Annotated in this window: 19 protein-coding genes and 1 pseudogene; 19 read left to right on the top strand and 1 reads right to left on the bottom strand. The window is 59.6% G+C overall.

Annotated features, from left to right (window positions below):
- Nucleotides 1-36: 36 nt before the first annotated feature.
- From FHK95_RS06210 to FHK95_RS06170, 9 genes and pseudogenes are all read left to right on the top strand, one after another.
- Nucleotides 37-1,497 (top strand): annotated as a pseudogene (locus tag FHK95_RS06210) (coniferyl aldehyde dehydrogenase); the annotation flags it as partial.
- Between the two features lie 128 nt (nucleotides 1,498-1,625).
- Nucleotides 1,626-3,290: a methyl-accepting chemotaxis protein gene (locus FHK95_RS06205; RefSeq protein ID WP_150303727.1), complete on the top strand. Its 1,665-nt coding sequence runs from the start codon at nucleotides 1,626-1,628 to the stop codon at nucleotides 3,288-3,290.
- A 203-nt stretch (nucleotides 3,291-3,493) separates the two neighbouring features.
- Nucleotides 3,494-4,684, top strand: a complete 1,191-nt coding sequence (locus FHK95_RS06200) for an acyl-CoA dehydrogenase family protein (protein ID WP_150303726.1) — start codon at nucleotides 3,494-3,496, stop codon at nucleotides 4,682-4,684.
- A gap of 55 nt (nucleotides 4,685-4,739) precedes the next feature.
- Complete coding sequence (locus FHK95_RS06195) at nucleotides 4,740-6,455, top strand: FAD-binding protein (RefSeq protein ID WP_150303725.1); 1,716 nt, start codon at nucleotides 4,740-4,742, stop codon at nucleotides 6,453-6,455.
- Between the two features lie 14 nt (nucleotides 6,456-6,469).
- Nucleotides 6,470-7,231, top strand: a complete 762-nt coding sequence (locus tag FHK95_RS06190) for a glucose 1-dehydrogenase (protein ID WP_150303724.1) — start codon at nucleotides 6,470-6,472, stop codon at nucleotides 7,229-7,231.
- Nucleotides 7,232-7,233: 2 nt separating this feature from the next.
- Nucleotides 7,234-8,268 (top strand): ferredoxin--NADP reductase, encoded by a 1,035-nt coding sequence (locus FHK95_RS06185; protein WP_150303723.1) that lies wholly within the window; start codon nucleotides 7,234-7,236, stop codon nucleotides 8,266-8,268.
- Nucleotides 8,269-8,287: 19 nt separating this feature from the next.
- On the top strand, nucleotides 8,288-9,886 hold the full coding sequence (locus FHK95_RS06180) for a FadD3 family acyl-CoA ligase (protein WP_150303722.1): 1,599 nt from the start codon (nucleotides 8,288-8,290) through the stop codon (nucleotides 9,884-9,886).
- 103 nt (nucleotides 9,887-9,989) lie between these two features.
- Nucleotides 9,990-11,666, top strand: coding sequence for a DUF1302 domain-containing protein (locus tag FHK95_RS06175; RefSeq protein WP_328592925.1), 1,677 nt, complete (start codon nucleotides 9,990-9,992; stop codon nucleotides 11,664-11,666).
- A gap of 59 nt (nucleotides 11,667-11,725) precedes the next feature.
- Entirely contained in the window at nucleotides 11,726-13,057 is a 1,332-nt protein-coding gene (locus FHK95_RS06170) for a DUF1329 domain-containing protein (protein WP_235906729.1), read from the top strand.
- Nucleotides 13,058-13,156: 99 nt separating this feature from the next.
- Here FHK95_RS06170 and FHK95_RS06165 read toward each other — a convergent pair whose 3' ends face one another.
- Nucleotides 13,157-13,942 (bottom strand): enoyl-CoA hydratase, encoded by a 786-nt coding sequence (locus FHK95_RS06165; RefSeq protein WP_150303720.1) that lies wholly within the window; start codon nucleotides 13,940-13,942, stop codon nucleotides 13,157-13,159.
- 139 nt (nucleotides 13,943-14,081) lie between these two features.
- Here FHK95_RS06165 and FHK95_RS06160 point away from each other — a divergent pair, with 139 nt between their 5' ends.
- From FHK95_RS06160 to FHK95_RS06115, 10 genes are all read left to right on the top strand, one after another.
- On the top strand, nucleotides 14,082-14,867 hold the full coding sequence (locus tag FHK95_RS06160) for an SDR family oxidoreductase (protein WP_150303719.1): 786 nt from the start codon (nucleotides 14,082-14,084) through the stop codon (nucleotides 14,865-14,867).
- 55 nt (nucleotides 14,868-14,922) lie between these two features.
- Complete coding sequence (locus FHK95_RS06155; protein WP_178114724.1) at nucleotides 14,923-15,906, top strand: bifunctional MaoC family dehydratase N-terminal/OB-fold nucleic acid binding domain-containing protein; 984 nt, start codon at nucleotides 14,923-14,925, stop codon at nucleotides 15,904-15,906.
- Between the two features lie 9 nt (nucleotides 15,907-15,915).
- Nucleotides 15,916-17,052 carry an acyl-CoA dehydrogenase family protein gene (locus FHK95_RS06150; protein ID WP_150303718.1) on the top strand — a complete coding sequence of 379 codons (1,137 nt, stop codon included), beginning with the start codon at nucleotides 15,916-15,918 and terminating at the stop codon, nucleotides 17,050-17,052.
- The gene (locus FHK95_RS06145) at nucleotides 17,021-17,443 is read left to right on the top strand and encodes a MaoC family dehydratase (protein ID WP_150303717.1); all 423 of its coding nucleotides are present in this window, start codon (nucleotides 17,021-17,023) and stop codon (nucleotides 17,441-17,443) included. The genes FHK95_RS06150 and FHK95_RS06145 overlap by 32 nt, the downstream gene beginning before the upstream one ends.
- Before the next feature lie 14 nt (nucleotides 17,444-17,457).
- The gene (locus FHK95_RS06140) at nucleotides 17,458-18,636 is read left to right on the top strand and encodes a lipid-transfer protein (RefSeq protein WP_150303716.1); all 1,179 of its coding nucleotides are present in this window, start codon (nucleotides 17,458-17,460) and stop codon (nucleotides 18,634-18,636) included.
- Nucleotides 18,637-18,646: 10 nt separating this feature from the next.
- A complete protein-coding gene (locus tag FHK95_RS06135) occupies nucleotides 18,647-19,813 on the top strand; it encodes an acyl-CoA dehydrogenase family protein (protein ID WP_150303715.1) in 1,167 nt (388 codons plus the stop codon).
- A gap of 487 nt (nucleotides 19,814-20,300) precedes the next feature.
- Nucleotides 20,301-21,182 (top strand): SDR family NAD(P)-dependent oxidoreductase, encoded by an 882-nt coding sequence (locus tag FHK95_RS06130; RefSeq protein WP_150303714.1) that lies wholly within the window; start codon nucleotides 20,301-20,303, stop codon nucleotides 21,180-21,182.
- Between the two features lie 12 nt (nucleotides 21,183-21,194).
- Entirely contained in the window at nucleotides 21,195-21,674 is a 480-nt protein-coding gene (locus FHK95_RS06125; protein ID WP_235906725.1) for a nuclear transport factor 2 family protein, read from the top strand.
- A complete protein-coding gene (locus tag FHK95_RS06120) occupies nucleotides 21,667-22,908 on the top strand; it encodes an NADH:flavin oxidoreductase (RefSeq protein WP_150303713.1) in 1,242 nt (413 codons plus the stop codon). The genes FHK95_RS06125 and FHK95_RS06120 overlap by 8 nt, the downstream gene beginning before the upstream one ends.
- A gap of 47 nt (nucleotides 22,909-22,955) precedes the next feature.
- Nucleotides 22,956-24,437 carry an FAD-dependent oxidoreductase gene (locus tag FHK95_RS06115; protein WP_150303712.1) on the top strand — a complete coding sequence of 494 codons (1,482 nt, stop codon included), beginning with the start codon at nucleotides 22,956-22,958 and terminating at the stop codon, nucleotides 24,435-24,437.
- Nucleotides 24,438-24,454: the final 17 nt, after the last annotated feature.

The raw sequence follows: 24,454 nt of genomic DNA, 5'->3' as shown, positions 1-24,454 counted from the left end.
CCAGGGTCCGTTGCCGCCTCGTCGCGGCACTTAAAAGAACAAGACCCCTTAGGGCAAGGAGACCAGATGAGCGCAAATCTTCAGTCAGTGCAGCAATTGAGTGACGTACTCGCGGCGCAGCGCAAGGCATCCAGTGCTGATTTACAGGTATCCGCTGACACGCGCCGAAGCCGCATTCAGGCGGTAATCGATCTGTTGGTGGATAATCATCAGGCTCTTGCAGAAGCGATGGAGGCCGATTTCGGGCAGCGTCATCAGGGCTATGGTCTGATGAATGATGTGCTCGGCTCGCTCGGTTCGCTCAAGCACGCGCGTGATCATCTCGAGAGCTGGATGCCACGCGAGCCACGCGCGGTATTTTCTCCCTATGACCAACTCGGCGCCGAGGCCTGGGTGCAATACCAGCCCAAGGGCAGCGTTGGCATCATGGGTACCTGGAATGCGCCACTGTTTACCTTGTTCAGTCCGCTGGCATCGGTGTTTGCAGCGGGTAACCGCGCCGTTCTGAAACCCTCCGAAGTCACGCCGCACACCGCCGAGGTGCTGGCTGCCAGCATTGGCGAACGTTTCGATCCGCTGGAGCTGGCTGTGATTACCGGCGGAGTGGAGGTCGGACAGGCGTTTGCCAGCCAGCCCTTTGATCATCTGGTGTTCACCGGCAGTACGCCGGTGGGTCGCGACATCATGCGCCGGGCAGCGGAAAATCTGGTGCCGGTGACGCTGGAGCTGGGCGGCAAATCGCCAGCGATCGTCGGCGCCAGTGCCGATATCGCCGAAGCCGCCAGGCGGCTGGCGATTGCCAAGGGGACCAACGGCGGGCAGATCTGCATCTCACCCGATACGCTGTACGTTCCGGTCGCGCAGCGTGACGCTTTCATCGCCGCGTTTACCGCTAGCTACAGCGCGCTGTACCCCACGGCAGCGGGTAATCCCGATCTGGTCGCGGTGGTCAATGACCGGCACATGCGCCGTATCGATGAATATCTCGACGACGCGCAGGAGCAGGGCGCAGAAATCATCCGCTGCCCCGATGTGGAAGTCGTCGCAGGCAGCCGTCAGCGTCCGCTGAGTATCGTGGTCAACCCTCCGCTGAACAGCCGCATCATGCAGGAGGAGCTGTTCGGTCCGGCGCTGATACTGCTCACCTACAGCAAGATCGAGCAGGTGGTGGACGAGATCAATCAGGGGGCTCGGCCATTGGCGCTCTATTACTTCGGCAATGATCAGCGTGAGCAGGATTACGTGCTGAACCATACGTTGTCCGGTGGCGTGACCATCAACGATGCGCTCATGCATGCCGCCATGGAGGACGCGCCCTTCGGCGGTGTCGGCGCCTCGGGTATGGGCCATTACCACGGCCGCGAAGGGTTTGTTGAATTCAGCCACGCACGAACCGTGTTCAAGGGTGCGCCGGTCGATCCGCGCGGTGAGTGGGGCATGCTGCCTCCGTACCATGATCAGTTTCCCGCGGTGATAAAGGCGCAAATCACCCGCTGAAGCCTTTGTAGAAACGGCAACCCTGTCGGCGCTGCCAGACCCTGAAGTGCGGTCTGGTAGTTCAGCTTTCATCTGCCTAAAACAGGCCCTGAGCCGCCTATCCAGGCAATTATCCAGGACGGATTTGCATGTCACGATTCCTACCAGCAATGACCATCGCCCGCCGGTTGATGTTATGGGCGCTACTCTCGAGCTTCCTTTTCTATAGTGCGGTCGGCCTTGGCTGGTACGGGTTGGAGACTGCGCGCAATAGTTTGCGTGAAGTGCATGACGAGCATCTGGCGGCGATGCGCCAGACCAGTGAAATTGAACGGCTGCTGGAAGCGAACAGGCGGCTGGTATTGCTGGCGTTCCAGTTTGATCCCGAAGGCAAACTGCTGTCTGCCCATGATCAGCCACTCACGACCTACGTGAGCCTGATACGTGAAAACGACCAGCACATTGTGAGGCGTTGGGCGAACCTGAAAGGGGCGGATCTGGACCCCCATGAGCAATCGCTGGCAGCGACCTTTGAGGAACATTTCGAGTTCTGGCGGGAAGATCTGGACAGCATGCTGGCGTTGCTGGATATCGAGGACTTCAGCTCTGGTGGGCTGCGGATGTTTCTCAAGGTCGGCGCGGTAGCAGGCGAACTGAGCAGTGCCGCGCTGTCAGAATTGCGCTTGTACCAGGAGCAGAAAACCGCCGATATCTATGCCCAGGCAGAACAGCGCTATGAGCAGACTCTGGTCATTTATATCGGCCTGGCCCTGTTCGGTCTGGTGGCAGGGACTGTCACCGGGTTGTCGGCGCTGACGCGATTGCGGCGAGGGTTTGCTGCGGTATCCGACAGTGCCCGGGCAATCGCCTCGGGTGATCTGACACACGAAGTACCTGCGCGCGGACGTGATGAAATCGCCCAACTGCTTGGCGATATCAATCAGATGCGCGAGAGTCTGCGCCAACTGATCAGTCGGATCGGTGAGCAGGTTGCTGTGCTGGGGCGTTCATCAGTGACACTCGCGGCGCCTGCTCAGGAGTCCTCGGTGCTGGCACAATCTCAGGCATCGGCAATATCGAGCATATCCGCTGCGGTTGAAGAGCTGTCCGTCTCGATCGACGAAGTAGGCAGCCATGCCGGCTCGACCCGGCGTGTCACTGAGGAAGCTGCACTGCGCTCCAATGACAGCGAAGCCTTTATCCATAGCATGACGCGTGAAATGCAGGACATAGCATCGTCGGTGACTGGCACCGCAGAACAAATGCAGCGTCTGGAATCTTTTTCTCGCCAGATCGGCGGCGTCATTCAGGTCATTAACGATGTGGCGGAGCAGACCAATCTGCTGTCGCTCAATGCTGCGATTGAGGCAGCGCGCGCCGGAGAGATGGGCCGCGGCTTCGCGGTCGTGGCGGGCGAGGTACGTCAACTGGCCGAGCGCACCTCGAAGTCAACGTTGGAAATTTCCGACACCATTCTGCAAATCCAGAAGGGCACGCGCGAGGTAGCGCAAGGTATGGAACATGCGGTGGGCAAAGTTCAGAAGGGCGTGGCGCTTGCCGGGCAGGCCAGTGATTCGATCAGCATCATCCGCGAAGGAAGCGCCGAGGTCATACGCGCGGTCAACGAGATCAGTCAGCTACTCGATGCGCAGGCGGGTGCCACCCGAGAGATTGCACGGGAGGTCGAGGGTGTCTCTGGCGGTGTGCAGGACATGTCTGACAACGCCATAAGCGGAGCAACCGCCGCCGCCCAGCTGGAAAAGCTTGCGGCGGAGCTTCATCAGCTGTCGGAGCGCTTCATAGTCCACGGTTAAACTCCCTGCGTTGGATGCGGGTCGGTGACAGAGTTGCTCTGTCTCCGGCCCGCTTTTATATCTGTCCTCCGCGGCCTGGCACCTGCAATGTGCAATGCCTGAGCATTCCTAGTCCGCATTGACGATGAGTCACGGCCCCGGGTCTTCCGATAATCATGGTCACCGCGCGTATTGTCGCAGCGGAGCCTTTGGAGGACTCACACATGGCATCCACTCGCCAGAAGACACAAGTAGAAATCGAGATGATCCAGCGCGCGCGGCAGATGATACCGGCGCTCAAGGAACGGGCTGCGCAGGCAGATCGTGACCAGAAGATCCCTGACGAAACCATCGCCGACATGCAGGAAGCCGGGTTCTTCCGGGTCATGCAACCGAAGAAGTTCGGCGGCTTCGAGATGGACCCCAGAGCGCTGTTTGAAATCCAGATGACCCTTGCCGAAGGGTGCATGTCCACCGCCTGGATCTACGGCGTGATGGGCGTACACCCCTGGCAGTTGGCGCGCTACGACGTGCAGGCGCAGGAAGATGTCTGGGGTGAGGACATCACCACGCTGATCGGCTCTACCTATATGCCGGTGGCCAAGGTAACACCCGTTGAAGGCGGCTATAACATCAGCGGTCGCTGGGGCTTCTCCAGCGGTAGCGAGCACTGCAAATGGTCCCTGCTGGGCGGCATCATCCCGCGGGATGCCAATGGCGAAGGTGTAGAGCATGGGACTTTCCTGGTGCCGCGCAGCGATTATCGTATCGAGCGCAACTGGGATGTGCTGGGCCTGCGCGGTACTGGCAGCCACGATATCGTGGTCGAAAACGCCTTTGTTCCGGCGCACCGGCTGCAGCGCACCAACAACACCAGCATGGAAGCGACCCCCGGCCGACTGGTCAACACCAGCCCCATCTTCGGTATTCCGTTTGCCCAGGTGTTCAGTCGTGCGGTATCCAGCTCCTGCCTGGGTGCGCTGCAAGGCGCGATAACCGAGTTCCGCGATAACGCCGCCCGACATATCGGCAAGCACGGCGCCAAGACCGCCGAGGATCCGCTGGCACAGGAAGTCGTCGCCGACGCCGAACTGACGCTGGATATGCTCAAGCTGGTGCTTGAGCGCAACTTCGAAAACCTGGTGCAGCTGGCCGAGAAGGGTGAATTCCCCGACGTCGAGACCCGTCTGCAGTACCGCTATCAATCGGCCTATGTCACCAACGTGTGCGCCGAGAAGGTCAACCAGTTGCTGCGTTGCATGGCGGCATCAGGTCTGTACAGCAGTAACCATGTCGCTCGCGTGTTCCGCGATATCCATCAGGCACGGGGACATATTTCCAACAACGTTGCTGCGTACAGCCGCGCCCACGGCGTAGTGCTGCTGGGCTTGCCCAACGCTGATCCTTACGTGTGATACGCGGCCGCCGGCTACCGGCGGCCAGTACCTGCTTCACTAAAAGAGTCTGAGCATGAAAAACAATAACGAAACTGCCGGTGAATACGACCTCGTTGTCGTAGGTTCCGGGGCTGGCGCAATGACCGCAGCCGTGACCGCTGCGGATCAGGGCCTGAAGGTCCTGGTAGTGGAGAAAGACGCACAGTACGGCGGGACATCCGCGTTGTCGGGCGGCGGCATCTGGATTCCGAATAATCATCACTTCAAGGCCCTGGGTGGCAAGGACAGCGAAGAGCTGGCCTGGACCTACCTCAAGGCAGCGGTGGGGGACCGGGTCGATGACACGCGCCTGCGTGCTTATCTCGTCAAGGCGCCGGAAATGATCGCCTGGCTGGAAAAACGTACGCGGGTCCGCTATGCGGTGGCCGATAAATACCCGGATTACTACCCACATCTGCCCGGCTCGCTGGCCGGCGGTCGTACGCTGGACCCGGAGCTGTTTGATCTGAGCCTGCTGGGTGACCAGCTGCCGGCCCTGCGCGAAGCCGCGCCTGGCAATATGCTCATGGGGAAAATTGCCTGGACCGCGCGCCATGCGCACAAGGCAATGTCCAAGTCCAGTGGCTGGCGGTTGATGATTCTGTGGCTGATGCTGCGCTACAAACTCGACTTCAATTGGCGCAAGAAAACCAACAGCAAGCGCGATCGTCGCTCGGCGCTGGGCAACGCACTGGTCGCCAGCTTGCGGGCCTCGCTGCTGGATCGGCAAGTGCCTGTGTGGCTGAACACCGAGTTTCGTGAACTGATTGAAGAAGACGGTCGTGTCTGCGGCGTGGTCGTGGATCGCAATGGCGAGAGTCTGCGAATCGGCGCGCGCTGTGGCGTGATTCTGGCCTCTGGCGGTTTTGAGCAGAATCAGGCGCTGCGTGACAAGTATCTGCCGCAGCCAACCCAGGTCGGATGGAGTGCCACGCCGGCTGGTCTCAACACCGGGGCCGGCCTGGAAGCCGGTCTGGCGGTGGGCGCAGCGACCGATTTGCTGGATTGGGGCTGGTGGGCACCCAGTCTGCAGGTACCTGGAGAAGACCGGGCCCGCGGCGTGTTCGCTGAGCGCGCTTTCCCCGGCGCTATCGTGGTCAATGGCGAGGGTCGCCGTTTCGTCAACGAAGCGGCGCCCTATCTCGAGTTTGTCGACGCCATGTATCAGGACAATGAGAAAACCGCTGGCAAGAGCATTCCCTGCTGGACGATTTTCGACAGCAAGTTTCGCTTCAACTACGCCATGGGACCGCTGATGCCCGGCCAGATCATGCCTGACAGTCGGCTGCGCAAGGAGTGGCTGAACAACCTGTACTTCAAGGCCGACACGCTGGACGAACTGGCCAGCCAGATCGGGGTGGATGCTTCCGGGCTGGCGCAGACGGTGCAGCGCATGAACGGCTTTGCTGCCAGCGGCACGGATGAGGATTTCGGACGGGGCGGCAACGTGTTTGATCGCTACTACGGCGACAGCAACGTCACGCCCAATCCGTGCCTGGCGCCTGTCAGCAAAGGGCCGTTCTACGCGATGCGGATGCACGCTGGCGACATCGGTACCAAGGGCGGTCTGCTGACCAATGAGCACGCCCAGGTAGTGAAGGAGCAGGGCGAGGTGATCCCCGGCCTGTATGCCATCGGTAATACCTCGGCCTCGGTGATGGGCACTACCTATCCCGGTGCCGGCGGCACGCTGGGTCCGGCAATGACCTTCGGGTACATCGCGGCGTTGCATGCAGCAGCCAAGGCATAGAAAAGGAGCAGGGCATGACTGAGCGACTATTGAACAAGGTGGCGATTGTCACCGGTGCTGCCAGCGGCATCGGCGAAGCGGCTGCTCGCCGGTTTGTCGCCGAAGGCGCAAGCGTGATCATGACTGACCTGAATGTTGCAGACGGCGAGCGCATCGCTGAAGAGCTGGGCGAGGCTGCACTCTTCGTGCGGCATGACGTCAGCGATCCGGCTGAATGGCAGGCCATCGGCGAGCTGGTGCGCTCGCGTTACCAGCGCTTGGATATTCTGGTCAACAACGCAGGAATCCTGATTCCCGGCAGCATCGAGCAGGCCACATTGGCCGAATGGCACCAGTTACTGCGCGTAAATGCCGACAGCGTGTTCCTGGGTTGTAAAGCCGCCATCGAGCTGATGAAGGAAAGTGGTGGCGGCTCGATCGTGAACATCTCCTCGATAGCGGCCCTGGCCGCACGGGACGACTACCTTGCCTATGGCGCCAGCAAGGGTGCAGTCGCTGCGCTGACGCGCAGCGTGGCGGTGCACTGTCGCCGGCAGAAATACCGCATCCGTTGCAACTCCGTACACCCGGACGGCGTGCTCACGGCCATGACCCAGGGCTCTTATCCAAAAGACATCGATCCGATGCTCTTTACCATCGACAAGGACCCTATGAACCGTGCCTGTCTGCCAACAGATGTTGCGGACGGCATCCTGTATCTCGCCTCCGATGAATCGCGGGCGGTAAACGGCATCGAGCTGCGTATTGATAGCGGCCAGTTTGTGATGAGTATCTGACCATGAGCACATCTGCGTACATTCCTCTCGAAGTGGCGGCCGTTACGGCAGAAACCCATGACAGCTGTTCCTTCGAATTTGCCATACCCACAGCGCTGGCCGAGCAGTTCCAATACCGTCCGGGCCAGTTTCTGACCCTGCGTATTCCTTTCGCCGACGACTGGCTGCCGCGGTGCTATTCGCTTTCGAGCAGCCCCTACGAACGTGAAAACTTGCGTGTGACGGTCAAGCGGGTAGATGACGGTCGCGGTTCCAACTGGCTGTGCGATAACGTCAAACCCGGTGATCGGCTGGAAGTCATGCCGCCTTCGGGCGTATTCGTGCCCAAACAGCTGGACCATGATTTCCTGCTGCTGGCCGGCGGCAGTGGCGTCACGCCGGTGCTTTCCATCCTGCGTTCGGCGCTGAGTCAGGGCAAGGGCCGGGTGCGGCTGATCTACGCCAACCGCGACGAGCGCTCGGTGATCTTTCGCGAGCTGTTGCAGCAACTGGCCACTGAATACCCCGGCCGGCTGCAAATCATTCACTGGCTGGCCAGTGTCCAGGGCCATCCCACGATTCCGCAGCTGGCGGCGCTGGCCGCAGGCTACGAACAGGCCGAGGCCTTTATCTGTGGCCCGGGCCTGTTCATGGACGCCAGCGTCGAAGCGCTCAAGCAGGCCGGGCTGGCGCCACGCTCGATCCACGTCGAACGCTTTGTTTCCTTGCCCGGCGAAAGCGAGCAGACCCACGAAACTATCGTCGAGCATGAAGGTGCATCGGCTACCAGCCTGACTGTCGAGCTGGATGGCGAAACGCGGGAAATCCTCTGTGAGCCGGGCGAGGTCTTGCTGGCGGCGATGCAGCGCGACGGTATGCAGCCACCGCACTCCTGTCTGGTCGGCTCCTGCGCGTCCTGCATGTGCACCCTCGTGTCAGGCGATGTTGACCTGCTGCGCAACGATGCGCTGGATGCCGAGGAGCTGGAAGAGGGCTGGACCCTGGCGTGTCAGGCGGTGGCTACTAGTGATCGCGTACATCTGCGCTTTCCCGACTGAACAACAACGAGAACCCCGTATGCCTTGTGTATTCAATACTCCGGACGATGTGCCACAGTCTATTCCCGAGCTGGTCATGCGTGCAGCCGCCATTCACACCGAGCGCGTGGCGTTGGAAGACGCTGCCCAGCAGATCAGTTATGCCGAGTTACCCGATCGCGTACTGCAGGTCACCCGGGCACTGATGGCTGAAGGCGTGGTGAAGGGCGACCGCGTTGCTATATGGGCACCGAACAGTATCGACTGGGTATTGATCGCGCTTGGATTGCAGAGCGCGGGCGCGGTGTTGGTGCCGCTCAATACCCGCATGAAAGGCGGTGAGGCGGCCGATATTCTCGATCGTAGCGGGGCGAGCTACCTGTTCGTTCAGGGCCGGTTTCTTGGTACTGATTACCCCGCAATGCTGGACGATTGCCGCCCGGCCACGCTGAAGCGCATGGTTGTGCTCGATGGCGAAGCCGCCCAGGCGAATGACCTGCCGCTCGCTGAGTTTTTCCGGCTTGGCGAAGGCGTCAGTATCGATCAGGCGCGGCAACGTGCCTTGTCAATCGGTGCGCAGGATCTGTCGGATCTGTTGTTTACATCCGGGACCACGGGTAAGCCGAAGGGCGTGATGTGCGCGCATGGCCAGAGTCTGCGTGCATTTAATGAATACGTGCGCATCATCGGGCTGGTGCCGGGCGACCGTTACCTGATCGTCAATCCGTTCTTTCATTCCTTTGGCTACAAGGCCGGATGGCTGACCTGCCTGCTGGGCGGCGCGACCATTCTGCCTCAACCGGTATTCGATGCAGAACAGGTGTTCCAGCGCGTCGCCCGCGAAGCGATCACCATATTGCCGGGGCCGCCGACACTGTACCTGTCGATGCTCGATCACCCGCAGCTGGATCAGGCAGATCTTTCCAGCTTGAGGGTCGCAGTGACGGGCGCATCGACCATTCCGCCGGTGTTGATTGAGCGTATCCGCTCCAGGCTGGGCTGCAGCGTTGTCACCACAGCTTACGGTCTGACCGAATGCGGTGGGCTGGCGACCATTTGCGATCCTGATGCGCCGGCAGACGTCATCGCGGGCACTAGCGGTAAGCCGATTCCGGGTACTGAACTGCGCATTATCGACTCCGACAATCAACCTGTGGCCGATGGTGAAAACGGTGAGATCTGCTTGCGTGGGTTTCACGTCATGCAGGGCTATTTCAACAATCCCGAGGCAACCGAAGAAGCGATTGACGCTGACGGCTGGTTGCACACCGGCGACATTGGCAGCCTGGACGAGGATGGCAATCTCCGCATCACCGGCCGCCTGAAGGATATGTTCATTGTTGGAGGGTTCAATTGTTATCCAGCGGAGATCGAAGCGGCGCTGAGCGAGCATCCGGCCATCGCTCTGGTCGCGGTGCTGGGCGTGCCGGATGAACGCATGGGTGAGGTCGGCTGCGCCTGTGTGGTGCTACGCCAGAATCACCAGCTCGATGAAGCCGGATTGATTGCCTGGAGTCGCGAGAACATGGCCAACTACAAAGTGCCTCGCCACGTTCGCTTCTATCCGAGCCTGCCGACGAATGCTTCAAACAAGGTCGACAAGCTAGCCCTCGGCAGAGAGTTGTCCCCAGTCAGCTGATCGCCTCTCACCAGCATCCTCCGTTTGGAGGATGCTGGCCAATTGTCTCGCACTGATACTGGTTAGGCGCCCCAAGGTGCTGATTAACCATCAGGAGCAGACAGTGAAGAATAATAATCCCAGTCTCACAAGCAGACGTATCGCCATTGGTATGACGCCGTTAGCACTGGCCATAGGTACTTTCTTGGCCAGCCCGTCAGCCGTAGCCTTCCAGACCGTCCATTTCGATAACGGTTTGTCTATCAGTTCCCAGGCTACTGCGAACTACACGTATTCCTTTCGAACTCGCAGTCCCGACAGCCACTATCTGGCCAGTCTCAATAACGATGACGGTACACGCAATTTCGACCGATATGCCCCGATCAACAATCGGGTCAGTCTGTTTGGCGAAATCCTGGTAGAGAAGGACAACCTGGGGGCGGTGTTGCGCGCCAGCCATTTCTATGACGACGTTTACAAGAGCGACAATGATAATGACTCGCCAGCTACCGTAAACAGAGTAGTGGCAGGCCCGGGCGACCAGCACCAGTTTGTCAACAAGACGCGCGATGAAAGCGGTAGCCGTTTCCAGCTGTTGGATGCCTATGTCTATGGCAACTTTCCTATTGGCGAACAGCAGTATCTGTCCCTCAATGCGGGCCGGCATCTGGTCGCCTGGGGTGAAAGTCTATTCTGGCCGAACATCAGCCAGGGCCAGGCGCCGGTGGATGCCACCAAGTTCAACGTCCCCGGTACCGAGGCCAAGGACGCTTATCTGCCAGTGGGGCAGATCTCCTTCACCTGGTCGCTCAATCAGCATCTGGCGTTCACTGGCTTTTATCAGTACGAATGGGAGGAAACGCAGCTTAATCCGGTCGGCGACTTCTTCAACGGTACGGATTTCTTCGGCCCCGGCTCGCAGTTCTTCCGGCTTAATCCGGGGGTGATCAGTACACTCCCAGATCGTACCTTTACCGCGGCTACAACTGCCGGGGAAGTGAAGCCGCGCGATTCAGGGCAGTGGGGACTCGGGGTGCGATACAACATCGATTTCAACACTGAGGTCGGTCTGTATCACTACCGTTACCATGATCGGGTTGCCTCGATGTTCCTCGATTTCAGCGGCGCGACGCGTTTTTCCTCGCTTAATAGTATCGACGGGCTCGGGTTCGGCCCTGGTGTTCCCAGTCTGAAGTTCGGTTATTTCGAGGATATCAAGCTGACCGGTGTGAGTCTGACCTCCAAGATAGGGGGTGTACAGATCGGCGCCGACATGAGCCTGCGCCAGAATGCGCCTGTGGTGCTATCCAATGGTGCGCCGACGACCGGCGATCGGTTGATGACCAATCTTAACGCCGTCTACATTCTTGGTCCGTCGGTCCTGGCTTCGCAGACCACCTTCCTGGGTGAGCTGATCAATGAGCGTATTCAGGGCGTGGATACCTTGCATGTCACCGGCGGTGGCCCAGGTTTCGACGGTGCCTTCGATGACTACGAATATGACGGCCAGACCCGCTCCAATACCATGCTTGGTCTCGGTGCAGTCCTGGATTATCCGAGCGTGTTCCGCGGCTGGGACCTCAGCACCAACGCTACCTGGATGCAGAACCTCGACGGCAGTGGCGGTCAGGGTTTCGGTCGTGACGAGCACCGACTGACGCTGGGCGCATCGATGGCTTATATGGGCAACTTCGAGCTGGGCGCGACATGGGTCAACTATCTGTCCTCATCCGATATAGCAAAGGGCCGCACCATGGCTGATCGCGATTATCTGTCACTCAACGCCAAATACACATTCTAATAAGGAGTGGAGTCATGAATTCCATCAAACCTCTATGCCTGGCTATACTGGTCTCCCAGATGGCAGTGACTGGCATGGCGCACGCTGTGGGCACCTCTGATGAAATTGCGCGGTTAGGCAAGGACTTGACCTGTGTCGGCGCAGAGAAGGCTGGTAATGCCGATGGCAGCCTCGCCGAATGGACTGGCAAGTGGCTGGGAGCTCCGGAGCACGTGGACTTCAAGGGTACTGGAAACCATCCGGTTGACCCCTATCCGGAGGACAAGCCGCTGTTCGTGATCACTGCGGCGAACCTGAGCGAACACGCGGATCGACTGTCTGCTGGTCAGAAGGCGCTGTTCGAGGCCTACCCGGATACGTTCGAGATGCCGATTTATCCGTCGCGTCGCAACTTCCGCATGCCTGATTCCGTGTGCGAGGCGACATTGGCAAATGCCAAAAGTGCCGAGCTGGTAGATGACGGCGAGGGCGTAGTGGCCACCACCGGCGGGATTCTGTTTCCGTTCCCCAAGACTGGCCTGGAGCTGTTGTGGTCATCATCCTTCGGCACCTATCGTCCCTGGACCGAAGAGCTGGTATCGGATAATGCCTATGTGGTGGGTCAAGATCGCATCAACTGGGGTCGTGTTGCCTCGCGCAACCTTGCTCCCCCGCTGGAGCCGGGCAAGCAGGGCAAGACTGAAGGTGCCTCGTCCTATTATCTGAATGAAACCTTATTACCGCAGCGTGATCGGGGAGAGGTCAACACAGGCGTCGAGTACTTCAATCACGCGACTGAACCTCGTCAGAGCTGGCGGTACGATCCTGGCACCCGTCGCGTGCGTCAATCGCCAGAATACGGCTTCGATATGCAGTTTCCAGGCAGTGGTGGTTCGATCACTGTGGATGAGGTGCGCATCTTCAATGGCTCAGGAAAGCGTTACAACTGGGAGATAGTCGGTAAGCAGGAAATGTATGTGCCGTCTAACGCTTATCGTCTGCATTCGCCAGACATCAGCTATGCCGAACTGCTGCCAGGTAACCATGCCAATCCGGATCACATGCGTTATGAAATGCGCCGTGTCTGGGTATTGGAAGGCAACCTGAAGGATGGCTACCGTCACCTGTACGGCAAGCGCACCATGTACATCGACGAGGACAGCTGGTTGATGGTCATGGGCGATAACTACGATAGCCGTGGCGGCCTATGGCGCACGTCAATGGTGAATTACTTTTATGCCTATGAAGCCAACACCTGGCAGGCCGGCGTCGGTTTCTATCATGATCTGATGGCCAAGAGTTATCTTGCCTTCAACCTGATCAATGAGCAGCCGAACGGTTACATCCTCAATCGTGGAGACATCTCGGCACGTGACTTCGGCCCGGAGGCAGCTCGTCGCTCCGGCCGTTGATAATCTGCTAGTCGGATAACAAAAATCCCCGCCAGATACCCTGGCGGGGATTTTTTGCATCTGGCCCATAGTCGGTTTGCCGCTGATACCGCTAACGGCTCAATTCCCGGTGAACTGTGGCCGGCGCTTTTCGATAAACGCGTTCATGCCTTCCTTCTGATCCCGGGAGGCGAAGAGCAGTGCATTGGCCTTGCGCTCCAGCGCCAGGCCCGCTTCGAGAGAGGCGTCCATCCCTGCGAGAATGACTTCCTTTATCTGTTCGGCCGCCAGGGGCGGCATGGCTGCGATCAGAGTGGCTTGTTCAAGCGCGACGTTCTGTACCTCTTCGTCTGCAACCACTTCGCTAACCAGTCCGGCAATGCAGGCTTCCTGCGCAGTAATGGGGCGACCGGTCAGTGCCATCTGCATGGCCTTGGCCTTGCCTATGGCGCGCACCAGGCGCTGCGTTCCGCCGATGCCCGGCATGATGCCGATGCGGATTTCAGGCTGGCAGAACCGCGCGCTTTCTCCGGCGATGATGATGTCGGCGTGCATTGCCAACTCACAGCCGCCGCCATAGGCGTAACCGCACACCGCTGCGATGACCGGTTTGGGACAATGCTGGATCGGTGCCCAGACACGCTCGGTATGTCGTTGGTAGATGTCGATCGGACCTACCCCCGCCATGCTCGATATATCACCGCCCGCTGCAAATGCCCGATCGCCGCCGGTCAGCAAGATACAGCGTACCTGCGGATCGAGCGCCAGATCGGAAAAGTGGCTGGACAGCAATGCCTGAAGCTCGAGGCTCAGTGCATTGGTTACGTGCGGCCGATTGAGGGTTAGCCGTGCGACGCCGTCGGCTGGATGATCCAGCAGCACGCTGGGCTGTTCAGTTTCACTCATATGCAGGGTGCCTTCAGGGGTGGGGGAGTCTGCGGGGATTGTTGCGACCCGGGCGGTGCGTCTCATCGTCCGTTCAGACGACGAGCAGGCCAGACGCAGCCAATACAGTGTGGATAGACCATTGGAAGAGGAACGTCGGATGCAGTCCCCAGATCATCTCGATTATAGCGGCAAGGTAGTGCTAATTACCGGTGGTACCAAAGGCATTGGTGCCGGCATTGCCAGAAGTTTCCTTGCCGCCGGGGCGCAGGTTGTCGTCTGTGGCCGGCAAGAGCCTGAACAGTTACCGGAGGCCGATGGCCGCCGGGCGCAGTTCATGGGCGCGGACGTGCGTGACTATGACGCCATGGCTGAAGTGTTCACCGCAATCTGCGACCAATACGGGCGGCTCGATGTGTTGATCAACAATGCTGGCGGCAGCCCGGCGGTGGAGGCGGCAACCGCCTCGCCGCGTTTCAGCGAAAGCATTATCCGGCTCAACCTGGTTGCTCCATTAAACGTAGCCCAGTTGGCCAATCAGATCATGCAACAGCAGGGGCAGGGCGGGGTGATTATTTTTATCGGCTCCGTCAGCGCCTCGCGACCCTCTCCCGGTACGGCCGCCTATGGTGCGGCCAAGGCCGGTATCGTTGCCCTGGCCAGTTCGCTTGCGGTCGAGTGGGCACCCCGGGTGCGGGTGCTGACCATCAGTCCGGGGCTGATCCGAACCGAGCAGTCACATCTGCATTACGGCGACGCCGAAGGGATCGCAGCGGTCGGCGCCACGATTCCCGCCGGGCGTATGGGCGAGCCAGAGGATGTGGCCAATGCCTGCCTGTACGGCGCGTCGCCGTTAGCCAGCTATTTCAGCGGTACCAACCTTTTATTGCACGGTGGCGGTGAAAAACCAGCGTTTCTTCAGGCTTCTACCACGGGTAAAGCGTGACCAATCCGATGGCGTCAACGCTGGCGCCGTCCATGAGAACAATCAGGAGACGAACTTGGCTGATCAAGAATTGATTGAAAAAGTACGGGCCATGGTCGGACGCGAGTATGGCCGCGTCTATGCATGGGACAAGGTGAATGCGCCCATGATCCGTCACTGGTGCGAGGTCATGGGGGTCAGTAATCCGCTGTATACCGACCCTGCCTTTGCCCGTGATGCCGGCTTCGCCGATGTTGTCGCGCCGCCCGCCATGTTGCAGGTGTGGTGCATGGCCGGACTGGATATGGAGAACTATCCGCCGGGCTCGACCGATGAAAACAACTTTGAAGTGCTCAAGGTAATCGAGCCCTACGGCTACCCGGCTGTGGTCGCGGTGAATTCAGACTTGTATTTTGATCGTCATATTCTGGCGGGCGAACGGCTGTACTTCACCAGCAAGGTCGATAGCGTCAGTGACGAGAAGACCACCCCGCTGGGAACCGGTTTCTTTGTCACGGTGCTGATGGCGTACTTCTCCGAGACTGCCGAGGGTAAGCCGGATGAGCCAGTCGGCAAGCAGCTGTTCAGAGTCTTCAAATTCAAGCCGGCGCAGCGCCCCAAAGCTGAGGAAAAGCCAGCGGGCAAGGCCGAGAAGCCGGCCGCCAAGCGGCCACTACCCGGTATCAGCGATGACACCCGTTTCTTCTGGGAAGGGTGCGAGGCGGGCAAGCTGCTGATCCAGCGTTGCACGGGTTGCCAGACGTTGCGCCACCCCCCGGCGCCTGTTTGTGCCAAGTGCCACGCCTTTGACTGGGACACGGTGGAAGCGAGCGGTAAGGCCGAGCTGTATTCCTTTGTCGTGATGCATTACCCGGAAGTGCCTCCCTTTGACTACCCGAACCCGATAGGTCTGATCGAGTTGGACGAGGGCGTGCGCCTGATCGCCGGTCTGGTGGGTATCGAACGGGACGAACTGAAGATCGGTCAGCGCCTGCAGGTTGAGTTCGAGCGTTTCGATGATCAACAGACTTTGCCGCAATTTCGGCCGGTTGCCGAATAAGGAGGCTGTATGGATTTTGCGCTAACAGACGACCAGCGGGCCATTGCCGAGATGGCCGATAGTGTTTTCCGGGATTACTGCACCGACGATCGCATGCGGGCTTTTGATCTCGACCAGCAACCCTTCATGGGTGACCTGTGGGCCACCTGCATAGATACCGGGCTGCATGCCCTGGCCATACCCGAAGAATTCGGCGGTAGCGCCATGGGAATTCTTGATCTGTATTGCGTGCTCAAGGCTCAAGGGTCGGGTTTGGCGCACGTTCCCTTATGGCAGCATCAGCTGGCCGCCGCCTGCCTGGCACGCTACGCCGCCGGGCAGCATCGCGAGCTCATCGAGCAGGCGGCTGCCGGCACCAATCTGCTGAGTGTGTCCCTGGAAGGGCTCACGTCCAGCCGCGGGCCGGGTTTGCAACTGGTTCAGACAGGCGAGCATTTGCAGTTGCAGGGCGAAGCCGGAGCGGTAGTGCTTGCTGCCCAGGCAGATCGCGTGCTGCTCGTTGCCGAGTCGGCTGAAGGTTTGCGGTTGGTGCTGCTGGACCCACGCGCTGAAGGCGTCGAACTGGTTGAGGGGGTCGCTAACCACGGTCAGGCCGTTGCGGATATTCACTGCCACAATGTCCTGCTCGATGCTGCCCAGGTTCTGCCGGCCGAGGCTGTGGCCTGGCTGGATCAGCGCGCAACGGCTGCGTTGGCTGCATTGCAGTTGGGTGTCAGCGATGAGCAGGTGCGGCGCACTGTCGAATATATCAATCAACGTGAGCAGTTCGGACGCGCCATTGGCACCTTCCAGGCCGTGCAAATGACCATGGCCGATACCTATATCGCGCTGGAAGCGCTGCGTAGCTCCCTGTTTCAGCTGTGTTATCGGCTGGATAACGACCTGCCGAGCGATTCAGAGGCATTGGCGACTCGCTATCTGGCATGTGAGGCGGCCCACCTGGTCGGCCATAAAGCGCAGCACGTACATGGCGGTATCGGCGTCGATCTGACGTATCCGATCCACCGTTTTCTCTACTGGAGCCGGCACTTGACCACGGTACTGGGCGGCCCTGCCGCCAACCTTGAGCGTCTGGGTGACTGGTTGGCCAACAATGACAAGCTGGGATGGAAATATGACCTCGATGAAAACCAGAGCATTTGCTGAAACGAACCTGGGTGAGCAGCTCCCCGAGCTGGCTATTCCGGTCACCGTCACCTTGATCAATGGCGGGGCCATCGCCACCCGGGATTACTTCCCTGGTCATCATGATGTTGATGCTGCCCGCGAGCTGGGTTCGCCGCACATCTTCATGAACATTCTGACCACCAGTGCGCTGGTTCAGCGCTTTGTCGAGGACTGGGCCGGCCCACTGGCCACCTTCAGGGATCTGCGCATCAAGCTGGGAGCGCCCAATTATCCGGGCGACACCATGACCTTTTCTGGCGAGGTCAGCGAGCGGGGCGAGTCTGACCGTTCTCTGGTCGTGAGTCTCAAGGGGAAAAATTCCATGGGCAACCATGTGACCGGACAGGTCACCGTGGTTCTTCCCGCATAACGGAGATTGCATATATGAGTGATTCACTGCTTTCCGGCAAGGCGGCCATTGCTGGTCTCGGCGCCACGGAGTTTTCCAAGAATTCAGGGCGCACCGAGCTGCGTCTGGCGATGGAGGCGACGCTGGCTGCGCTGGCCGACGCGGGTATCGATCCCAAGGATGTAGACGGTTTCAGTTCCTACTCGGTGGACAAGGTTCCGGAGTATGAGATTGCCCGTCTGCTGGGCTGTGACAACGTACAGTTCTTCTCCCAGGTGCCACATGGCGGCGGTGCTGCCTGTGGGCCGGTCATGCATGCGGCCATGGCGGTCGCCACCGGCGTCGCCAAGACCGTGGTGGTATATCGCGCAATGAACGAGCGATCCTGGTATCGCTTTGGCACGGGAAGTTATGGCTTTGCTTCGTCACCGATTTTCGACAACGTGAACTATGGCTGGTACATGCCGCACGGTTTTCATACGCCTGCGGCCTGGGTCGGCATGTTTGCCCAGCGCTACATGCATACCTATGGCGCAACGTCCGAGGACTTCGGTCGGGTAGCGGTGGCCGTCCGGGATTTTGCGGCCACCAACCCGGCAGCCTTTTTCTATGAGAAGCCGATTACCCTGGAAGAGCACCAGAACTCGCGCTGGATCTGTGAGCCGCTGCATCTGCTCGATTGCTGCCAGGAGTCCGATGGCGCCGTAGCCATGGTGATTACATCGGTCGAGCGGGCCCGCGACCTGAAGCAGAAGCCAGTCATCATCAAGGGTGCCTCACAGGGTATCGCCGATGGGCAGCAGAGCATGACCTCCTTCTACCGCGACGATATTACCGGTCTTCCGGAAATGGGCGTGGTCGCCAAGGAGATCTATCGACAGTCCGGCCTGGGCCCCGATGCGATCCAGACCGCTGTCATCTATGACCACTTCACGCCCTTCGTTTTGCCGCAGCTGGAAGAGTTCGGTTTTGCCGAGCGCGGCGAAGCCAAGGAATTCATCCGTGCCGGTCATCACGCCCGTGGCGGCAAACTGCCAATCAACACCCATGGTGGTCAGCTCGGTGAAGCCTATATCCACGGCATGAACGGTATCGCCGAGGCCGTCCGCCAGGTGCGGGGCAGCGCAGTGAACCAGGTTGATAATGTTGAGAATGTGCTGGTTACCGCCGGGACGGGTGTGCCCACCAGCGGCCTGATTCTGGGCGAAGCCTGAGGAGGTTAGAATGTTCGTTGATCTGACAGCGGAACAAAGAGCCCTACGTATCAAGGTACGGGACTATTTCAATAACTTGATGACAGACGACTTGCGTCGCGAACTTCGCGGCGCCGAAGGTACAGAAACCTCGAATCGGCTGGTCCGACAGATGGGCAAGGATGGTTGGCTCGCCGTGGGTTGGCCGAAGGAATACGGCGGGCAGGGCTACGGCCCGACCGAGCAGCTGATCTTTTTTGAGGAAGCCAATATCGCTGGCGCGCCCTTGCCGTTCGTGACCATCAGCACCGTAGGGCCGGCGTTGATGAGCTACGGCACTCAGGCGCAGAAGGACAAGTTCCTGCCCGGCATTGCCGCTGGCGAAATTCATTTCGCGATCGGTTATTCCGAGCCGGGCGCCGGCAGCGATCTGGCCACGCTGAAGACATCAGCGCGGGTAGAGGAAGATCATTTTGTCGTCAACGGCAACAAGCTCTGGACCTCGGGTGCGCATTCGGCGGATTACATCTGGCTGGCCGCACGCACCAACCCGGACGAGGCGCGGCACAAGGGTATCTCGATCATGATTGTCGATACCGCGGCTGAGGGTTTCTCCCACACGCTGATTCCGACCTCGAGCAATCCGACAGCGGCGACCTATTACGATAACGTCAAAGTGCCGAAGGACATGCTGGTTGGCGAGCTGAACAAGGGCTGGCAGCTGGTTACCGCTCAGCTGAATCATGAAAGGCTTGGCCTTGGGTCCTGGTCGGATCGGGTGGTAGGCATATACCGCAAGGTGCTGATGTGGGCCAAGGAGCCCGATGAGCGGGGCCGGCGCGCGATGGACAAGGCGTGGGTGCGCAGCCTGCTAGCTGAGTGCTACTCCAGAATCGACGCCATGCGCCTGATCAACTTTCGTATTGCTGCAGACCTTGAGCGCGAACATATGGATGTGGCGCTTGCCTCTACGACCAAGGTGTACGGGTCGGAATCAGTCGTCAGTATTCTCGGAAAATTGACCGAAGTGATGGGCGCCAATGGGCTGGTGCGTGATGGCTCGGCTGCATCGGCGCTGCTTGGGGAGCTCGAATACGACGTCCGGGCGTGTGTCACCCTGACGTTCGGCGGCGGGACCAACGAAATCCAACGCGAGCTGATCGCTCAGTTTGGATTGGGTATGCCGCGCTCTCGCTAGAAACCGTAGCCGTTTGGTCGCGACTCGCGACGAAACGGCTATAGACCCCAAACTCCAAAAAAAACCGGCAGTAATTCTGCCGGTTTTTTTAGTGAGGCTTGTAACTATTCAATAACTGAATAGCTGGTTGATGGAGACTGCCGGAGCGCCGCAAGTAGCAGAATGGGCGCTGCATTGGGACGCGTGACGCTCGGCGTCGGTATAAGTGTACGCCAGTGCACTAAGCCCAATCAGTGAGCTCATAGCCACAGCGGACCAGAACGGCCATTTTCTTGTTTTCATGGTTTGCCCCTTTTGTCAGGTCTTATTTGGCACCATGCCGATGAATCCATTGCCACGAGATTAGGCGATCAAGGCAAGCCTTTCCTCCTCCATTTGGAGTAGTTCCTGGGATCCCGACTGTACCTACTGTGTCGTCTGATCAGACGATGCGGCAATCTTTGTAACCCCATAAAAAGGAACGAGGATTTCGTCATGGGAGCAGTTCATGGGGTCGGCAGAGGGCGGTATTGCGGTAGTCACGGGCGCTAGTCGCGGCGTAGGGCGGGGCATCGCTGTTGCGCTGGGCGCAGCCGGGATGACGGTCTATCTGAGCGGCCGAACGCTGGGCGGGCTCGGGCAGGAAAAGGTCAACGGCCAGCAGTTGGGCGGCAATCTGGAGGAAACCGCCGAGCAGGTCCGCGCCGCCGGAGGTCGTGCGGTTGCGGTTAGCTGTGATCATGCCGACGATGCGCAGGTGTCCGACTTGTTCGAGCGCATACGGGCAGAGCAGGGGCGACTGGATCTACTGGTTAACAACGCGACCTTTCTGCACGAGAGCCTGGTGTCTCCGGGGCCGTTCTGGAACAAGCCGCTGGGTATGGTGGACATGCTTAACGTGGGCTTGCGTTCGGCGTATGTCGCCAGTTATTACGCTGTCCCGCTGTTGCTTCAAGCGCCCCGTGGCCTGATTGCCTTCATTTCATCCTATGGCGCCAACTGCTATATGCATGGCCCGGCCTATGGTGCCCAGAAAGCGGGTTGCGACAAGCTGGCTGCGGACATGGCGGTTGATCTAGAAGGCACTGGCGTCTCTACCTTGTCGTTATGGCTTGGTTTGCAGCACACCGAACGTAGCGCGCTGGTCGGTGCCTCCAGCGGCGTGGACTATGCAGCCTTCATAGCTCAAGCGGAGACGCCCGAATTCAATGGCCGGGTGATTCATGCGTTGCTGAATGATCCGACGCTGGCTCAGCTGAGTGGGCAGACCCTGATCAGTGCCGAGCAGGCAGTGCGCTACGGCATTGCTGATACCGGGGGGCGCCAGCCGGCATCCTTGCGCAACCAGTTGGGTGGGCCTGTATCAGTGCATCCGGCGCGAGTGGGATAAGGAACTTAGTGTATGGACACAGCAAGCATGCTGGCGATGGAGCAGCGACTCCAACAGCTCGAGGCTTTGGAACAGATCCGTCTGCTCAAGCACCGCTATTTCAACGCCTGCGATCTCAAGGCCGTTGATGAGATACGCGAGTGCTTCGCGCCCGGGGCGATCACCATCGATTACGGCCCTCTCGGCATTTTCCATGATCGTGACAGCTTTATCGCGCTTTACACGCGCCTGGCTTGTCAGCCTCAGGTGATCGATTTGCACCACGGCGCTAATCCTGAAATCGTTCTGAACTCGCCCACCGAAGCGCAAGGGCGCTGGGCTTTGTATTACTTCAACCTGGATGCAGAGACCGGCATCACCCGCCAGATCGGCGGGATCTATGAAGACCGTTACCGGCTGACCGAGGCCGGCTGGCGCATGGTCGAGACCCGCTGTCGCATTCATTCGACCGTGGACGGTCATACCCTGCCTGGAGATTCATCCCATGAGTGACACAGTTTCCTCCGTATCCGCCGCCGCCTTAACGCCGCTGGTGATTGGTCCTCTGCTGTTGAAGAATCGTTTTATCAAGGCAGCGACCAACGAAGGAATGGCGCGGGGCGGGGTGCCGTCCAAGCAGCTGGTGAAATTCCATGCTGATATTGCAGCTGGCGGCGCAGCTCTGACTACCGTGGCCTATTGCGCCGTCAGCCGGGACGGTCGCACCTTTCCCGACCAGATCACTCTCGAGCTTCAAACCCTGGCGCATCTGCGCGCATTGACTGATGCAGTACATGAACAGGGTGGGGCGGTCTCCGCACAAATCACCCACGGCGGCTGTTTCACATTCCTCGCCGACCTGAGCACCAAAAGGCCGTTGTCGGCCAGCGGCGGATTTAACAAGATCGGCTTGATGAGCGGTTTGTATTTCAAGCAGCAGATGAATCATAGCGATATGCATCGGATAGCCAATGAGTTTGCCAGCGGCGCAAAACTGGCTCGTGAGGCCGGTTTCGATGCGGTCGAGATCCATATGGGACATGGCTACCTGCTTAGCCAGTTCATTTCTCCTCTGTATAACAAGCGCAAGGACGAATTCGGCGGCAGCATCGAGAACCGTATGCGCTTTCCGGTGATGGTACTGAAGCACGTACTCGATGCAGTCGGCGCCGACCTCGCGGTGATCTGCAAATTCAGCGTGACCGACGGCGTCAGCCAGGGTAACAGCGCGGATGACGGGGCTCAGATTGCCCGGATTCTGGAGCGAGAGGGCGCCCATTTGCTGGTGCTCAGTGCTGGCATGAATGCCGAATCCATCACCACCATGTTCGGCTCATCCTTTCCGGCGGAGAACCGGGCGTCAGTGACTAACCCTATCGTCAAGGCCGCGATGTTTATCCAGCAGTTCACTGAAAAGAAGGTGGATTTTCGCGAACTGTATCTGCTTGAGCACTCACGCAAGGTACGCGCGGCAGTAAAGATGCCCTTGGCGTATCTGGGTGGGATCAAAAGCGCTGCGGGAGTGGATCAGGTTCTGGCCGAAGGCTTCGATACCGTCGCCATGGGACGGGCACTGATCTTTGATCCTTCGCTGGTCAACCAGTTTGCCGAGGGCACCAATAGTGTCTCGGCCTGCACCTCCTGCAATCGCTGCGTTGCGATGATGTACACCGAGGGCGGCACTTCCTGTGTGTTGGGGCAACCAGGCGACCCGGTACTGAACAAGCAGGCGGCCGCTGCGATGTAACGCGTGTCCTAACCGTTGGTGATCCATTACAGAGTCCAGGAAAAGATATGAACAAGACCTATACACCCGCCCGGCCATGCCGGATCGAAGACGTAACCCACTGGGATATTGAAACGGATGTGGCCATTGTTGGCTTTGGCGCGGCTGGCAGTTGCGCTGCGATCGAAGCGCGCATGGCCGGCGCCGAGGTCGATGTGTTTGAAGTGGCTGACGCCCCGGGGGGAAGCGCGAGCCTGTCAGGTGGTGAGGTCTATGTGGGTGGCAGCGGTGGCACGGATGTGCAGCGTGAAGCCGGCTTTGAGGATGCCACGGAGGACTTCAAGACCTATCTGATGATGGCCGGTGGGCCGGCGGCGGACGCCGAGCGGGTCGGGCTCTACGCGGAAAACGGCGCGGCACACTTTACCTGGCTGCGGGAGCAGGGCGTGCCGTTCAAAGGCACCTATCTGCCGGGCAAATGGATCGAACCGACTACCGATGACACGCTGCTGTGGTCCGGTAATGAAAAGGCCTGGCCCTATGTTGAGAACGCCAGGCCCGCCCCCCGTGGCCATACAGTGCAGTTCACCGGCTGGGGCGGCGGCAAGCGCCTGATGAAAAAGTTATGCCAGCGCGCTATTGAGCTGGGCGTTCGCGACCACTACAACAGCAGGGCCGTGACGCTGATCGTCGATGCCGACGGGGCGGCCAGGGGACTGGTGGTGCGCATCGATGGCGTGCTGCGCTTTGTCCGGGCGCGCAAGGGCGTCATCCTGTGTGCGGGCGGTTTCATCTGTAACGAGGACATGGTCAAGCGCTTTGTACCGGCGGCCCAGGCGTGTGAGCTGCAGGTGTCGGCAGGCAATGATGACGGGTCCGGTATCCGCATGGGTGTCGGCGTCGGCGCGGCCACCCTGAACATGCAGGAGTTTTTTGCCACGTTGCCGTTCTTTCCGCCGGAATCGCTGGTCAAGGGCATCTTTATCAATGAACGCGCCCAGCGCTTCGTCAATGAGGACAGCTACCACGGTCGTGTTGCCCACTATGTGCTGCGCCAGCCAAACGGCCGCGTCTGGCTGCTGGTCGACGAAGAGATTTTCGGGCGGCCGGTTATCCAGCCGGACATCCAGATTGCTGCGGTCGGCGAGACCTGGGGCGAGATCGAGCAGGAGCTGGGATTGCCCGAAGGTGCCCTGGTACACACCGTTGACGAATTCAACCGGCATGCGGCGCAGGGCCAGGACCCGTATCTGTATAAGGCCGCGGAATGGCTGCGACCGCTGACCAAGCCCCCGTTTGCCGCCATCAGCTATTGCCAGGGCGACTTCCAGGGGCATGCCTTCACCCTTGGCGGACTGGCGACCCGGCCCAACGGCGAAGTGCTCGACGCCGATGGTAATCCGATTGCAGGGCTCTATGCAGCGGGCCGCACCGCCTGTGGTCTGCCGCGTTGGGGTGAGGGTTACAGCTCTGGGCTGTCGCTCGGCGATTCCACCTTCTTCGGTCGCCAGGCCGGTCTGGCGGCGGCTCGAAACCACAACACGGCATAAGAACCGGCCCTACCGGT

Source organism: Pseudomonas saliphila (genome assembly GCF_008638345.1).
Taxonomy (GTDB): Bacteria; Pseudomonadota; Gammaproteobacteria; order Pseudomonadales; family Pseudomonadaceae; genus Halopseudomonas; species Halopseudomonas saliphila.
This window is presented reverse-complemented; position numbering and strand designations above follow the sequence as displayed.

Bases quoted from the DNA above. Each gene is read 5' to 3' on its own strand.
- FHK95_RS06120 (WP_150303713.1), top strand. From the start codon at position 21,667: ATGAGTGACACAGTTTCCTCCGTATCCGCCGCCGCCTTAACGCCGCTG.
- FHK95_RS06145 (WP_150303717.1), top strand. From the start codon at position 17,021: ATGACCTCGATGAAAACCAGAGCATTTGCTGAAACGAACCTGGGTGAG.
- FHK95_RS06170 (WP_235906729.1), top strand. From the start codon at position 11,726: ATGGCAGTGACTGGCATGGCGCACGCTGTGGGCACCTCTGATGAAATT.
- FHK95_RS06130 (WP_150303714.1), top strand. From the start codon at position 20,301: ATGGGGTCGGCAGAGGGCGGTATTGCGGTAGTCACGGGCGCTAGTCGC.
- FHK95_RS06160 (WP_150303719.1), top strand. From the start codon at position 14,082: ATGCAGTCCCCAGATCATCTCGATTATAGCGGCAAGGTAGTGCTAATT.
- FHK95_RS06205 (WP_150303727.1), top strand. From the start codon at position 1,626: ATGTCACGATTCCTACCAGCAATGACCATCGCCCGCCGGTTGATGTTA.
- FHK95_RS06115 (WP_150303712.1), top strand. From the start codon at position 22,956: ATGAACAAGACCTATACACCCGCCCGGCCATGCCGGATCGAAGACGTA.
- FHK95_RS06135 (WP_150303715.1), top strand. From the start codon at position 18,647: ATGTTCGTTGATCTGACAGCGGAACAAAGAGCCCTACGTATCAAGGTA.
- FHK95_RS06195 (WP_150303725.1), top strand. From the start codon at position 4,740: ATGAAAAACAATAACGAAACTGCCGGTGAATACGACCTCGTTGTCGTA.
- FHK95_RS06190 (WP_150303724.1), top strand. From the start codon at position 6,470: ATGACTGAGCGACTATTGAACAAGGTGGCGATTGTCACCGGTGCTGCC.
- FHK95_RS06150 (WP_150303718.1), top strand. From the start codon at position 15,916: ATGGATTTTGCGCTAACAGACGACCAGCGGGCCATTGCCGAGATGGCC.
- FHK95_RS06200 (WP_150303726.1), top strand. From the start codon at position 3,494: ATGGCATCCACTCGCCAGAAGACACAAGTAGAAATCGAGATGATCCAG.
- FHK95_RS06180 (WP_150303722.1), top strand. From the start codon at position 8,288: ATGCCTTGTGTATTCAATACTCCGGACGATGTGCCACAGTCTATTCCC.
- FHK95_RS06165 (WP_150303720.1), bottom strand. From the start codon at position 13,942: ATGAGTGAAACTGAACAGCCCAGCGTGCTGCTGGATCATCCAGCCGAC.
- FHK95_RS06185 (WP_150303723.1), top strand. From the start codon at position 7,234: ATGAGCACATCTGCGTACATTCCTCTCGAAGTGGCGGCCGTTACGGCA.
- FHK95_RS06125 (WP_235906725.1), top strand. From the start codon at position 21,195: ATGGACACAGCAAGCATGCTGGCGATGGAGCAGCGACTCCAACAGCTC.
- FHK95_RS06140 (WP_150303716.1), top strand. From the start codon at position 17,458: ATGAGTGATTCACTGCTTTCCGGCAAGGCGGCCATTGCTGGTCTCGGC.